Origin of the sequence: Neobacillus drentensis (genome assembly GCF_036962765.1) — a bacterium.
GTDB lineage: Bacteria > Bacillota > Bacilli > Bacillales > Cytobacillaceae > Neobacillus > Neobacillus drentensis_C.
The window spans coordinates 13910-27387 of the sequence record NZ_JBALOS010000276.1; the positions used below are offsets into that span (position 1 = coordinate 13910).

Sequence of the window (13478 nt, forward strand, 5' to 3'; positions counted from 1 at the left end):
TCGATATCCCACCAACAACTAAAAGAACAGGGCAGCATTTCAACTTAGCTGCCCTGTTCTTTATCGTAATCATCTAAAAAAGGCTTATTAGCATAATAGTACATCATGGCCATGAAAACTGCACCGCCAATTAGGTTCCCAATCGTAACCGGCACTAGATTGTGAATGACTCCGCCCCATGAAATCGTCCCAGGATGGTTTAAGACTAAGGCAATGGCAAACGTACACATATTAGCGATGCTATGTTCATAGCCGGAAATAAAGAAACAAAACACAAACAGCATCATCGCAAACATTTTCGGCCCATCTCCTTTTAACCCCATTGGAAGAAAGAAGGCCATGCAGACAAGCCAATTACAGAGAATCGCCCGGAAAAATAACTCAGTAGTAGGAACTTGCATTTTAATTTCCACGACATGGAGTAAAAAACCATTAACCGAAGAACTTTCATAAAGCCCTGTTGTAAAAATAATAAAGGCAAAGACAGCAGCCCCGAGAATATTTCCTGCATAACTGCAAACCCACAGCTTAACGACATCAGTCCAGTTCATCTTCTTGCGAAGCGCGGCATAAGTGTAGTAAAAGGTGTTCCCGGTAAACAAATCTCCACCGCCATATGCGATTAAAATGATTGCTGAACCGAAGGTAAGTGCCGCCATCGGATAGGCGAACGGGTTATCTTTAATATAGAAAAAGTTCCCCGTTTTAAATGCTACGATGACACCAAAACCGATAAACATACTGGCAAGCATTGCCCGTAATATATAACGAAGGATGCTTTGCCGAAAGATTTTCATCTTTTTAAGGGCGAGTTTCTCAGCTTCTCCTAAAGGCTGCATTTCCATAATGACATTCCCACCATTCACTATTAAATAGTATCCGTTTATTTTGTTTCTAAAAGGTTGGGGTTATGTATTTGGAGGTAAATATTTCATTAAACAAGCTTAGAATAATTATATTTTATAATACATAAACTTTTGTAATGGTTTAAAATAGCAAATACATCCGGAAATCAGCTATAATAGAGAGGTTTTTTGAAGACTGATTTTAAGGAGATATTATGTCGACATTGAAAAAAATTACCCCTTCATATGATCCATGGGAAGCCTATTTAGATATCGAGCAATATGGAAAGCCTCAGCTCACCAATATCGAATTCACCACAACTACCCTTTGTAATATGCGCTGTGAGCATTGTGCTGTAGGATACACACTTCAAACAAAGGATCCGCAGGCCCTTCCTCTTGAACTTCTCATTCAAAGGTTAGAGGAAATTCCGTCACTTCGCTCGCTAAGTATTACTGGAGGAGAGCCGATGCTATCTTTATCTTCAGTAAAAAATTATGTGGTACCGATTTTAAAATATGCCCATGAGCGCGGTGTTCGTACACAGATTAATTCTAATTTGACCCTTGATCTTGATCGTTATGAATTAATCGTCCCTTATCTAGATGTTTTACATATTTCGCATAACTGGGGGACAGTGGATGATTTTGTTGAGGGTGGCTTTGCTCGAATGGAACGGAAGCCAGACTATGAACAACGGGAAAAATATTTTAAGAGAATGATAGAAAATAGTAGAGAGCTGGTAAAAGCAGGGGTGATGGTTTCAGCCGAAACGATGCTTAATAAGCGTACACTTCCGCATCTAGAGAAAATACATCGTCAGATTGTCGATGAAATGCTTTGTCAGCGTCATGAAATACATCCTATGTACCCAAGTGACTTTGCTAGCAATCTTGAAACCTTATCACTAAATGAGATTCGGGAAGCGATCCATCACATACTGGATATAAGAGACGAAAAAGTGTGGATGCTGTTTGGAACACTTCCATTTTATGCATGCAGCAGTGAACAGGAGGATCTAGCTCTGTTACAACGTTTGTATCAAAGTAATAACGTTACAGTCAGAAACGATCCAGACGGCCGATCACGACTCAATGTAAATATTTTTAATGGAGATATTATTGTGACTGACTTCGGAGATACCCCGCCATTAGGAAATATTCAAACTACAAATCTATTAAATGCTTATGAAGCCTGGCAGTCTTCCCGTATTGCAAAGGAATTAAGTTGTCATTGCCCAGCTGTAAAATGTATTGGTCCAAATATATTAGTAAAGAATAGTTATTATAAGGAAATGGATTTTACTACTCGAACAAACAGAATAAATTCATAAACCAAAGGCACTTTAATTGGGTATCCCATTTAAAGTGCTTTTCTTATGTGACTAACCCAAAAATGGTGAGTTAATCATACAGGTTGGAAAATATATTATTCCATTCCGGTTTATCCTAAATGGCGCTCTTAATTAAATCGAATGTTTTGCAAGTTTTGGATGGCGGTGCATGGAAACAAATAATATTAATCCGCTAATGATTAATAATGAACTTGTGCTGATAAAGACAGCAGAAAAGCCGTAGTAACCAGAGATAAATCCACCCAACATCGGGCCGACGATATTCCCAAGGAAACGCAAGCTGGTATTGTAGCCTAACACCTCGCCTTGCATCGCAATCGGAGCCTCTTGGCGGATATAGGCAATTCTAACAGGAATAATTCCTCCAATCGTGATACCTAGAGCAAAGCGGATAATGACCAGCTGCCAAAAGCTTGAAACCGCTGCTCCAGGCAAGTAGACAATTCCTGCAAGGAAAAGAAGAATAATTAATATTTTGATATACCCATACTTATCTGCAATTTTCCCCCATTTCCTCGACATCATCAGGTTGCCAAGTCCAGCAGCAGAAAAAGCAATCCCTGAATAAAAGGCAACATTGGTTGGGCCGTGCAGTTCACTAACAAATAAGGACAAAATTGGTTGTATGCTAAAGTGAGCAATTTGGACAAGAGATGAAATTAGCAGAACCGTTAGTAACACTGGATTCCGAATAATATGCCTTAACACTTCTTTGCTTGAATAATGTGTTTTTGCACCCTTTGAAACGGGAATCAAGAATTCCTTGGTGACAATGACTAGCAGGGCAGAAATAAAAATGGAAATTGACGTCCATTTGAAGGTGGTGGAATAGCCCAGAGAATCTGCTAAAATTCCGCCAAGCATGGGTCCTAACAATGAACCAGTAATACTGCCTGTTTGCAAGGTTCCAAGGACACGTCCTGCAATCTCTTTTGGTGTTTGCGTTGAGATAAATGCCTGTGACATTGGGATGAAGCCTGAAAAAAAGCCCATGAAAAAGCGCAGTAACAGTAACTGCAAGACCGATTGGACATAGCTCATGAGAAAAATAGATAGGCCCATCCCTAATCCGGAAATGATAAGGATTTTTTTTCTTCCATAGCGATCGCCAATTCTCCCCCAAATCGGTGAAAAGAGGAAGGCAGAAACAAATGTGATGCCAAATGTGATTCCCGACCAATGCTGGACATATTTTTCCGAAAAGTCACCGAATGTCTCAATGTATAAGGAAATAAACGGCATAACCATCGTCATGCTTCCGGCGACAAAGAAGTTCGCAAACCACATGATGATTAAATTACGTTTTGCACTTTCCTGCTGATTCACTATAAATAACACTTCTTTCTGAAATATATTTCGTTTCACTAAATATTATCATACCGAAATTTCTGACAACTTTAAAGGGATATCCTATCTATAAAGTTCGGATATACATTTACTATTATTCCAATGTCCTTTCGGATCGGGAATAATAGCTTTATTAGAAAAATTCAAAACACTATTGACAACTTATTAATAGGCGGATAAAATCTAGTTTATTACTTAACAGAATATTATGTTCTCTTATCAAGAGTGGCAGAGGGACTGGCCCGATGACGCCCAGCAACCGTTCCTTTTTGGAATTGGTGCTAAATCCTGCAAAACAATTTTTGTTTTGAAAGATAAGAGAGGAGTAGTCCTTTAATTTTTGTGATGAAACCTCTCTTTTCTGGAGAGGTTTTTTATTTTATTAAAAACCAACTTTTCCAATAGGGATAACGAGATATTGATAAGGATAAAAAGGGGGAGCTTTAAAAATGAAAAGAAATATCTTTAAAAGTACGTTTGTATCAGCATTAGCAGCAACACTTTTACTTACTGGCTGTGCTTCTGGGGGAGAAACCAAACAAGCAAGCGGTAAAAAGGTTACCCTTGAAGGGGTACCAGAAAAATTTACGAACGGGGACCAATTGAAAATTAAGGTTATCCGTAAAATCGGCGGTGACGATCACACGGCTCAATTCCTAGCTGGGGCAAAAGAAGAAGGAGAAGAACTAGGCTTTAAAGTAGACGTGTTTACAGCAAATGGTGATACGGCTAAATTCCATGATGCCATTAATCAAGCATTAGACCAAGATTATGATGGATTTATCATTTCCCATGGGGATGACGATGCGACCGTAAATGATGTAAAGAAAATTACTGAAAAGGGAAAAAGTGTTGTTACATTCGATTCCAATGCAAATTTAGCAACTGTTGACGGAGTAACACTTACATCTCAGGATGATGAAGCCTTAGCGACACTAGCACTTGATCAACTTGTAAAAGAAACAAAGGGGAAAGCGAATATTGCTTACCTTTGGGTAGACGGTTTCCCTCCAATGGTTAGACGTAACAAAGTTTATCAAGATGTGCTTGCCAAAAATCCTGGAATTAAAGAAGTGGAACGTTTTGGTGTAGCTGCTGCAGATACAAGTGTACAAACGCAAAATGCAGTAGCAGCCATGTTAAATAAATATCCAAAAGGTAAACTGGATGCGATTTTTGCAACCTGGGATGCTTTTGCTATCGGTGCAGCACGTGCTTTAAAAGAAGCAGGCCGTGAAGAAGTGAAAATCTATGGTATTGATGTTTCTAATGCAGATTTACAAGAAATTCAAAGAAAAGGAAGTGCCTGGAAATATACAGCCGCTGTTGATCCTAAACTTATTGGTGCTGTTGATATGAGAATCCTTGCGAAAAAACTTGCGGGTGAAGAAACACCGAAGACCTTTGATTTAGAGGCTTCACTTGTTTCACAGGAGAATCTTCAGAAATCAAAAGACCCTGTAAATATGGTTAATCTTGCAAAAATTATCCCGGGCTGGGGCCAATCGGCTGCATTTGAAGAAGAGTGGATTAAGACGTTAAAGAAGCATTATCAATAATAGTCGATAATCAACAAGGCACTCTCTTTTTCATTAGATTAAGAGAGTGTTTGCTTACGGAGGTGGATGTTAAATGAGTTCAACATTGGAGATGAAGAATATCTCGATAGAATTTCCAGGTGTGAAGGCACTGAATCAAGTTGATTTTTCAATGAAAACAGGGGAAATTCAGGCTTTGATTGGTGCAAATGGAGCTGGAAAATCAACCTTAATGAAGGTTCTCTCCGGTGCCTATGACCACTATACCGGTGAAATTAAGCTTAATGAGCAGGAACTGAAGATTCGATCTCCGAAACTGGCACAGGACGCAGGAATTCAAATCGTCTATCAAGAGGTAGATACAGCGCTTATTCCTTATTTAACAGTTGCTGAAAATATTTTGCTTCTAGATACCGTCCATAATATGGGGAAGAAGCAATGGATGAATTGGAAGAACCTTCATCAGCGTGCAGAGGAAATATTAGCGGCTATGAACATTACGCTTTCAACAAAAAAGCTTATCAGTGAGTTAACATTAGCAGAAAAACAAATGATTTTAATCGCTCGAGCAGTGTCTAATCAATGTAAGTTTCTTATTTTAGATGAGCCGACTGCCCCGTTGAGTCATACTGAAACCAGTGAATTATTTCGGATTGTTCGTAATTTAAAAGAAAAAAATGTCGGGGTTATTTTTATTTCCCACCGCTTGCCAGAGATTTTTGACGTCTGTGATGAAGTTACCGTCATGAGAAACGGTGAAATTGTTGCAAAAAAGAAGGTTATCGATACATCGACTGACAAAGTGGTTGAATATATGCTGGGTCAAAAATTGGAAGAACAGTTCCCTGCTAAAAAAGCTTCGATTGGAACTACGGTCCTAGCAGTAAAAGGTCTTTCGGATCGAGGGAAAATAAAGGATTTACATATTCATGTTAAAGCGGGAGAAATTATTGGAATTGCAGGGCTTGTTGGTGCTGGAAAAACAGAACTGTGTAAAGCGTTATTTGGTGCAGAGAAAGTAACGTCGGGAGAGGTTCTTCTTCATGGGAACACGTTAAAATTAAAGACTCCCTACGACGCGGTCAAGAACGGAATTGCTTTAGTTCCGGAAGAACGGAGAAAGGAAGGAATCCTCGTTCTGGAATCGGTTGAATCCAACTTAACTGCAGCCAATTTAGGGGATTTTGCAAAGATGTTTAGCTTTTTGGATCGAAAAAAAGAAAAAGAGACCGCCAAGCAGTTGGTCCGCCGCCTTGGGATTAAAACACCTTCAGAAGAAACAAAGGTTCAGAATCTTTCCGGAGGAAATCAGCAAAAGGTGGCAATCGGAAAGTGGCTCGTAGCTGAAGCGGATGTTTATATTTTTGACGAACCAACCAAAGGCGTTGATGTTGGAGCTAAAAAGGATATCTTTGAATTAATCGTGGAACTGGCAAACCGGGGGAAAGCAATTATTTATGCTTCTTCAGAGCTTTCAGAGATTATCGGAATAACCAATCGTGTTTATGTTTTATATGATGGTAAGTCCGTTAAGGAAGTTGAAACAAAACTGACGAACGAAGAAGAACTATTATATTATTCAACAGGGGGCAGGTAAAAATGGAGGCAAATATCGCAGCAAAGAAGCAGGAAGCCCCAGAAAAAAAAGTCTTTGAGTTATTCCACTTTTTATATAAATACGGGACGATTATTACGATTGTGGCACTTATTCTTATCTTTTCGGTCGCCAATCCGACCTTTATTCAAGGCAGCAATATCATTAATATCTTACGCTCCATCTCGATTGTAACGATCATTGCCATCGGGATTACGATATCTTTGTCCGTGGATGGCTTTGATTTATCAGTAGGGTCGGTCGCATCCTTATCAAACGCCATTGTCATTTCAATGTTCGTTTGGTTTTCCCAAAATACACTAGTCGCGATCATTTCTGCGATTGCTGCATCATTAGTTGTCGGTGCATTAAACTCATTTATGATAGTGAAATTAAGAATTCCTGATATGCTGATGACATTGGCAACGATGTTTATTATTCAAGGGACGGCATTGACCTATACAAAAGGGGCAACCGTTTCGCAAAATATGGTTATGCCTGATGGCTCTATGGCAACAGGCCTGATCAGTCCATTTTTTGCAAAAATCGGCGAAGTGCCATGGATTATCATTATTATGGCAGTGACTGTAGTTCTCGTGCATATCTTTTTGAATTATACAAAGCATGGCCGTTATATGTACGTGATTGGTGGAAACAAAGAAGCAGCAAGACTATCAGGGATTCCCGTCAATAAATATAAAGTGACTGCGTATCTGCTTTCAGCATTGTTTGCTTCCATTGGTGGAATCGTGCTGGCATCGAGGGTGTTAACTTCGGAAATTAACTCTGGTGCTCCTTACTTGATGGATTCAGTTGCCGCCGCATTCATTGGCTTTTCAGTGCTCGGGGCAGGAAAGGCAAATGCATTTGGAACTTTTGTCGGCGCTGTTCTGATTGGAATCCTGCAAAATGGACTCGTGATGATGTCAGTCCCGTATTTTGCAATGGACATTGTAAAAGGCACCGTCTTGGCTTTTGCATTAGCAATTACTTATTATAAGCAAAAATAAATGTAAACTTTGAGACCTATTCACATTGATTTTATTAAAAGTCAATAGATTTGTTGGAAACCATAATAACGATATATTTTTATTAAATGTCGCACATTATAAAGGATAAATTAGAAGGATAGTTGAGAGAATAAAATTTGCTCTATCTATCCTTTTTTTGTGCTACAAATGACCCCATTTACTACAACAACACAAAACTCGTATGTTATTGCACAAAAGCACCCGTTTGTTTATGTACATTCCTTCAAATTAGGCATTTGAATAGAACCAATTTTATTCAACGATACCAGCTCCATTTATCTTACAAGCCACATTTACTTTAAACTTGAGGTTAGGGTAATATTTATCCCAATTCCTATGGTCAAAATTTTTTGAGTTGAATTTAAGACCTAATCCGATGGGGTCTAGTTTTGTTTTCTTTAAATTATCTAAAAGTAAATTGACATCTTTTTTAATTTTCTTTTCAGTTTCATCCTGTATTTTTTTTATTTGATCATTGGAAAGATTTATTTGATTGTCCATTTTTTCTTCTACAATTGCATTTAATTTAATTAAAAAAAAGGCTGATAACATGTTGTTATTGTCTTCTTTAATTTTGAAGCTTGCATTTCCTTTTGAAATATTTATTGCATAAGTACCATCTTTGGTCTTAATATTTGTATTTCCATTCTTAATACCCACAGTCAGGAGTCTAAATAGCTCAGATTCTTTAGGATTAAGTTTAGATTCCATTCTCTTTTTGCTAAAAAGGGCAATTGTATCAACTAGAATTTTATTGTTTTTAACTTCTATTACAGGCATAGCCATGTTAATTCCCGTTTCTGTTTCCCTCCTATATGCATCAAAAAGTGTTAACACTTTAATATATGGCGAATCAGTGCTGCTTTCTTCAAACATTGAAAATAAATAACTGCCTGCAACTCGTTCTACTTTAGGTTTGTACTCTAGTACCTGATATGCTGTTGGAGCAGCAACACTTACATACGCAGTCTTGTGTATTTCGGGTCTTCTTACGAAATAATCTAATAATAGACGAATATCACCTTCAGCAATTTTTTCTCCAATAAGAATTGTTTTGGTATGTCCGTAAAACAATTCTTTATCCGTCATCGACTTCATTCGTCTTAGAGCTTCAGAAATGGAATTGGCATCAAAAGTTAGCAAAGTAAAATCGGCTCCTATTGTAGCTGGGTCTCCCTTTGAAAGTGAAATTTTGAGGATCACTCTATATTTTTTTCCCAATAATTCAGACTTATCAATACCAATTGATGTAACAAATGAACGTTTATCAATATCCTTAAATGAACACCCATTAACTAAAAAAGGAATTAACAGTAATATTAAAAAAACTATTACTAACTTTCGATTTGCTTTTTTGAAGCAAAAAGTAAAATTAACATTAAAAATAGATCTAAAATAATACGAAAAATAAAAAAATAATTGAAAAGCTTTAACAACCTGAATTCGTCTGTAAAATGCTGAGTAATTAAAGCTGATATCACCACGACATATATGCCGACCCATTTTGAACGTCCTCCAACATTTTTTGTCATTAACTGAAGATATTGTAGTGCCGAGTGATAGGATAATATTATATACATCAATGTTATGCCAATTTGGACCAAAATAAAAATGGATACCATTCTTTCTAAAAAGAAGTAATCAAAGCGCATACTGTCAACTGTAGTTACCCAGACATAGCTTTCCTTTCCTACACCATTAAGTCCAAAGTATCCAATTGGTACGAAATAGGAAGAAAAAAGAATGAAACAAATAATCCCTATAGCAATTAATAATTTTTTCTTACTAATAGAAAGAATATGTTCACCATAAATAATAAAATTTGTGAATCCTGTAAAAACAAATAATCCAGCAGCAACTGCATTCATTTTTGGCACATGCATTAGGTAAGTAAAAGATTGTTTGATGGAATCGACCATTACTAAATGATCGGTAAAAAACCTCATCGTGATAAAAAGATAGAAAGGTATCGCTAATAAAACAATAATTTCTAGCATAAACAATATGGAATTTGTTTGATTCATGATGACAAATACGATTAACAAGAGAAAAATATAAAAGACGATAATTGAGTCCTGGGTTAAAAAAAGGCTTACAACTTGCGTGTTAGAGATAAGAAATAACATACCTGCAAAAATTTGTAGAGTAAAATTAAAAAACAGAAAAGTCTTCTGAAACCATTTTGGGAATAGCTTATCCATAATTTGAGCAATATTTTGTCTTGGGAATTTTTTCATTTGAGTTTGAAATATAATAATAAGAAACGATCCTATTAGGGTTGAAAGAGCTAAACTAAATAAGCTCCCGTTAAATCGATTTTTGTAAAGGATTTGCGGGATAAAAGCAGTTACGTTCACCAGTGCATTGATATAAAACAAATAAACGTAATAACGCTGTCCTAGCATTAAAATCCACCTACAATCAGTTTTTAGCAAATAGCTGCATGTACGGTTTACCTAGGCTACGTAAACTACATAGATATGCGATAAGAGCAAAGGTTCCTATTAGCACCCCTATCGTTCCAAATAAACTTCCAAGTACAATGAGTGGATATCGTATAAGTCGGATAGCTTGATGCATGGCATTAACCGGAATGACAAAAATAGAAATGGCAACAATAGAAATGACAATAATCATAACATTGCCTATTAGTCCTGCTTGGGATGCTGTCTGCCCGAGGATTAAGCCACCTACAGTCGTTGCGGATGGGCTAATGGTTCTTGGTAAACGAATACTGGCTTCACATAAAAATTCCACCATCAGCATCATAAAGATAATTTCAATGTAGGAAGGAAAAGGAACCGCTATTCTGCTTCCTGCAATTAGAAGAGCAAATTGTACTTTTAAAATTTCTGGAGAATAAGAAATGACGGCGACGTATATAGCGGGAAGAAAAAGTGAAATCATAAGTGCTATGTATCGAATAAAAATAAGAAATTTTCCTATGGTGACTAATTCTACTTGATCATCCATAGATTTAAAAAAATCAAAGAAACTAGCTGGTCCTAGTAAAACCCATGAAGATCCTTCAATAAGAAATACAATTTTACCTTGAGACAGATTTGTTACTACTCTGTCAGGTCGCTCTGTTGTCATAAATAAAGGAAAAGGACACCACTTACTCTCCACCAATAATTTTTGCAACTGACCCGCAGATTGTAATAAATCAACTTTTAAGTCTTTTAGTTTATTATTCAAGTGTTGTAGAGCTTGTTTATCACAGAGCTTTTCATCGTACAGTAAAATAATATTCGTCTTGGAAATTTTTCCTAATGTGTGGTTTTTAGCCCTCAACGTTTCTTTTCGATATCGATTGCGAATAATGTTTAAGGATATACTTAATTTTTCATTTAAGCTGTCTTTAGGACCTTGCAAAATACTTTCTTCTGTCGATTCAGATACAGGACGTGATTCAATATTGTCCAGTTTAACAGAGTACATTTTATTGTTTTGTAAGATTATCATGCATCCGCTGAAAATTTTTTCCACAGCATCTTTTTCATCTTTAATTATTGACCATTCTTCAAATGAGCGTATATATTCTTCATACTCAATGATTCCTTCTGTATCATAAAAAGTTGAGATGACATTACAAGTAATTTTTTTTTCGTCGCATAGTGACTTCAAATAAAAAAGAGTCATTTTTAGATTTCCCTTTTTAACTTCACGGTGAATAAAATCATCATTTTCTTTCAAGTCCTTAAGATTCATTAAAGTCACCTCAGAGAAATTATCCCCTAAAATACAAATTTATACACGCCAAACCAGAGTGCTTTTGCTTAGTAGGATAGGTTTATTTTTTTTGAAAAACTAGCAGGATATCAACTTGGAATTGGAGTTTAACAACGTCTTTCTGAGGTATCTACATATATTAGTAAGTTTTGAGGAACAATATTTAGTGACAGGAGGAAATTTAATGGAACACTATGAAGCATTTTTGCGAAGCAAGAATTGGCTTGATAACGATTTGGATTCAAGGTACATAAATGTTAATCATCCCTATGCCATCTTAATTTCTGAGGATGAAGGGCAAATATCCTTAAGGGGAAACACCGGATTTGATAATGGTCAGAATGGCGAGGAGATTTTTACTTTTACCTCTTTAAAAGAGCTGCAGGAGTGGTTTGAAAACAATATAGGGGAGTAACAATTCAAATGGGCCAGGGAAGAACCTTGGCTTTTTGATTTTTGTGGGGAAAAGAAGGAAGGAGCATAAAACAGGAAAGTGGCATATAAACTGGAAAAGCGGCAGATAAATCCGGGCGCCTAAGTGACCGAATTCAGCAAGAAGAGGAGAAATCGGTCATGGAGTGACCGATTCTTAAAAAAGGGGGAGATGTAATGGAGGGTTTAAAATTATTTAATATTGGCGTAAGATTTCTATTAGAAATTCTTGTACTAATAATCTTAGGGTTTTGGGGATTCAAAGTTTCGCAGGGAACCATATTAAAGATCATTGTTGGAATCGGCCTGCCATTACTAATAGCCGTAATCTGGGGATTATTTGGAGCTCCGAAAGCGACATATCTGTTAAGCGGATTCCCATTTCTCCTTTTAGAGATTGTTGTTTTTGGGTTACCTGTCATTGCATTATTAAGTTTAGAAAAACAAGCGTTGGCCTTTATTTATGGGCTAATCACCGTTATTAATCTAGTTTTAATGAAAATTTGGGATCAATAAGTGGTTATTTAACTCCAATCTACTAATTTTAAAACACCTTCCATTAGGGAGGTGTTGCTTTGTGTCGAGAAATGTCGTTTCATTTTTCTGAAAATTCAATTGACTAGAATTTAGAAATATAGTAATTTATATATAACAACATATAACGTTATATAAAGTTGTATGTTGTTTGAAACGGTTATTGGTGTTCATTCACTAAAATATTTTATCAGGGAGGCAACAAAAATGACGACTGAATTAGTAGTTGACGTTAAAAATCAAGTTCAACAAGCATTAGCAGAAGTAGAAAAAAGAAATATTTCAAATGTATTCTTTGTAGCATGTGGAGGATCTTCTGCCATTATGTATCCAAGCAAGTACGTAATTGACCGTGAAGCCAAAGTTCTTGATTCCCACCTGTATAGTGCAAATGAATTTATCCACCGAAATCATGCAAAACTTGGAGGAAATTCCCTTGTCGTCCTCTGCTCCCATTCAGGAACAACACCTGAAACAGTGGAAGCAGCAAAATTTGCTAAATCAAAAGGGGCATTGGCTGTCTCTTTAACAAATGTGGAAGGATCACCATTGGCACAAGCTTCTGATGTCGTATTGAAGTATCAATGGGGTGAAGGAGCGAATGCTTTCACAACCAATTATTCTGTTTTATATCAACTAGTTTTTGGTGTACTAAAAGTTGTTGAAAATAACGAAAAAGCTAGTATAGTAGAAGAAAGTCTTGAGAATTTACAGAATATTTATGAAAAAGCAGCAGCACTCTATCAATCAAAAGCAGAAGCATTTGGACAAGATTATAAAGATGAAAAAATAATTTATACAATGGCAAGCGGAGTAAACTATGGGGTCGCCTACTCCTATGCAATTTGTATCCTTATGGAAATGCAATGGGTTCATTCACATGCCATCCATGCAGGGGAATACTTCCATGGACCATTTGAAATTATTGATCAAGAAACACCTTTCATTATTTTGCTAGGCTTAGACGAAACAAGACCATTAGAAGAAAGAGCTCTAGAATTCTCTAAGCGTTATGGCAAGAAATTGGTTGTCCTTGATGCAAAAGACTTTGATTTCACTGGGGTAGCGGA

Annotated in this window: 12 protein-coding genes and 1 riboswitch; of the genes, 7 read left to right on the forward strand and 5 right to left on the reverse strand. The window is 36.7% G+C overall.

Annotated features, from left to right (window positions below; genetic code table 11):
• Positions 1–44: 44 nt before the first annotated feature.
• Positions 45–845 carry a formate/nitrite transporter family protein gene (locus V7137_RS26580; protein WP_335700853.1) on the reverse strand — a complete coding sequence of 267 codons (801 nt, stop codon included), beginning with the start codon at positions 843–845 and terminating at the stop codon, positions 45–47.
• Positions 846–1060: 215 nt separating this feature from the next.
• On the opposite strand from V7137_RS26580, the gene yfkAB reads away from it, so the two are divergent.
• The gene (gene yfkAB / locus V7137_RS26585) at positions 1061–2179 is read left to right on the forward strand and encodes a radical SAM/CxCxxxxC motif protein YfkAB (RefSeq protein WP_335700854.1); all 1119 of its coding nucleotides are present in this window, start codon (positions 1061–1063) and stop codon (positions 2177–2179) included.
• A gap of 132 nt (positions 2180–2311) precedes the next feature.
• Here yfkAB and V7137_RS26590 read toward each other — a convergent pair whose 3' ends face one another.
• Positions 2312–3487, reverse strand: a complete 1176-nt coding sequence (locus V7137_RS26590; protein ID WP_420490185.1) for an MFS transporter — start codon at positions 3485–3487, stop codon at positions 2312–2314.
• Between the two features lie 273 nt (positions 3488–3760).
• A riboswitch (SAM riboswitch) is annotated at positions 3761–3868 on the forward strand.
• 128 nt (positions 3869–3996) lie between these two features.
• Between V7137_RS26590 and V7137_RS26595 the strand changes: the two genes are divergently transcribed.
• The 3 genes from V7137_RS26595 (at position 3997) to V7137_RS26605 (ending at position 7689) form a co-directional block, all read left to right on the forward strand.
• On the forward strand, positions 3997–5106 hold the full coding sequence (locus V7137_RS26595; RefSeq protein ID WP_335700856.1) for a sugar ABC transporter substrate-binding protein: 1110 nt from the start codon (positions 3997–3999) through the stop codon (positions 5104–5106).
• 73 nt (positions 5107–5179) lie between these two features.
• Positions 5180–6682, forward strand: a complete 1503-nt coding sequence (locus V7137_RS26600) for a sugar ABC transporter ATP-binding protein (protein ID WP_335700857.1) — start codon at positions 5180–5182, stop codon at positions 6680–6682.
• Positions 6683–6684: 2 nt separating this feature from the next.
• Positions 6685–7689 (forward strand): ABC transporter permease, encoded by a 1005-nt coding sequence (locus V7137_RS26605; protein WP_335700858.1) that lies wholly within the window; start codon positions 6685–6687, stop codon positions 7687–7689.
• A gap of 273 nt (positions 7690–7962) precedes the next feature.
• Here the strand turns inward: V7137_RS26605 and V7137_RS26610 are convergent, their stop codons facing one another.
• Genes V7137_RS26610 through V7137_RS26620 form a run of 3 tightly spaced genes read right to left on the reverse strand, consistent with a single transcriptional unit; the run spans position 7963 to position 11421 of the window.
• Positions 7963–9153 (reverse strand): Ger(x)C family spore germination protein, encoded by a 1191-nt coding sequence (locus V7137_RS26610; RefSeq protein ID WP_335700865.1) that lies wholly within the window; start codon positions 9151–9153, stop codon positions 7963–7965.
• The gene (locus V7137_RS26615) at positions 9045–10115 is read right to left on the reverse strand and encodes a GerAB/ArcD/ProY family transporter (RefSeq protein WP_335700859.1); all 1071 of its coding nucleotides are present in this window, start codon (positions 10113–10115) and stop codon (positions 9045–9047) included. The genes V7137_RS26610 and V7137_RS26615 overlap by 109 nt, the downstream gene beginning before the upstream one ends.
• 16 nt (positions 10116–10131) lie before the next feature.
• Positions 10132–11421 carry a spore germination protein gene (locus V7137_RS26620; RefSeq protein WP_335700860.1) on the reverse strand — a complete coding sequence of 430 codons (1290 nt, stop codon included), beginning with the start codon at positions 11419–11421 and terminating at the stop codon, positions 10132–10134.
• A gap of 205 nt (positions 11422–11626) precedes the next feature.
• Between V7137_RS26620 and V7137_RS26625 the strand changes: the two genes are divergently transcribed.
• From V7137_RS26625 to V7137_RS26635, 3 genes are all read left to right on the forward strand, one after another.
• Complete coding sequence (locus V7137_RS26625) at positions 11627–11857, forward strand: hypothetical protein (protein ID WP_335700861.1); 231 nt, start codon at positions 11627–11629, stop codon at positions 11855–11857.
• Between the two features lie 194 nt (positions 11858–12051).
• Positions 12052–12390: a YrdB family protein gene (locus V7137_RS26630; protein ID WP_335700862.1), complete on the forward strand. Its 339-nt coding sequence runs from the start codon at positions 12052–12054 to the stop codon at positions 12388–12390.
• A 225-nt stretch (positions 12391–12615) separates the two neighbouring features.
• A partial coding sequence (locus V7137_RS26635; protein ID WP_335700863.1) for an SIS domain-containing protein occupies positions 12616–13478 on the forward strand: 863 nt, incomplete at its 3' end.

Excerpts from the sequence above, each read along its gene's own strand:
- V7137_RS26580 (WP_335700853.1), bottom strand. The coding sequence starts at position 845 with ATGGAAATGCAGCCTTTAGGAGAAGCTGAGAAACTCGCCCTTAAAAAG.
- yfkAB (WP_335700854.1), top strand. The coding sequence starts at position 1,061 with ATGTCGACATTGAAAAAAATTACCCCTTCATATGATCCATGGGAAGCC.
- V7137_RS26590 (WP_420490185.1), bottom strand. The coding sequence starts at position 3,487 with ATGTGGTTTGCGAACTTCTTTGTCGCCGGAAGCATGACGATGGTTATG.
- V7137_RS26595 (WP_335700856.1), top strand. The coding sequence starts at position 3,997 with ATGAAAAGAAATATCTTTAAAAGTACGTTTGTATCAGCATTAGCAGCA.
- V7137_RS26600 (WP_335700857.1), top strand. The coding sequence starts at position 5,180 with ATGAGTTCAACATTGGAGATGAAGAATATCTCGATAGAATTTCCAGGT.
- V7137_RS26605 (WP_335700858.1), top strand. The coding sequence starts at position 6,685 with ATGGAGGCAAATATCGCAGCAAAGAAGCAGGAAGCCCCAGAAAAAAAA.
- V7137_RS26615 (WP_335700859.1), bottom strand. The coding sequence starts at position 10,115 with ATGCTAGGACAGCGTTATTACGTTTATTTGTTTTATATCAATGCACTG.
- V7137_RS26620 (WP_335700860.1), bottom strand. The coding sequence starts at position 11,421 with ATGAATCTTAAGGACTTGAAAGAAAATGATGATTTTATTCACCGTGAA.
- V7137_RS26625 (WP_335700861.1), top strand. The coding sequence starts at position 11,627 with ATGGAACACTATGAAGCATTTTTGCGAAGCAAGAATTGGCTTGATAAC.
- V7137_RS26630 (WP_335700862.1), top strand. The coding sequence starts at position 12,052 with ATGGAGGGTTTAAAATTATTTAATATTGGCGTAAGATTTCTATTAGAA.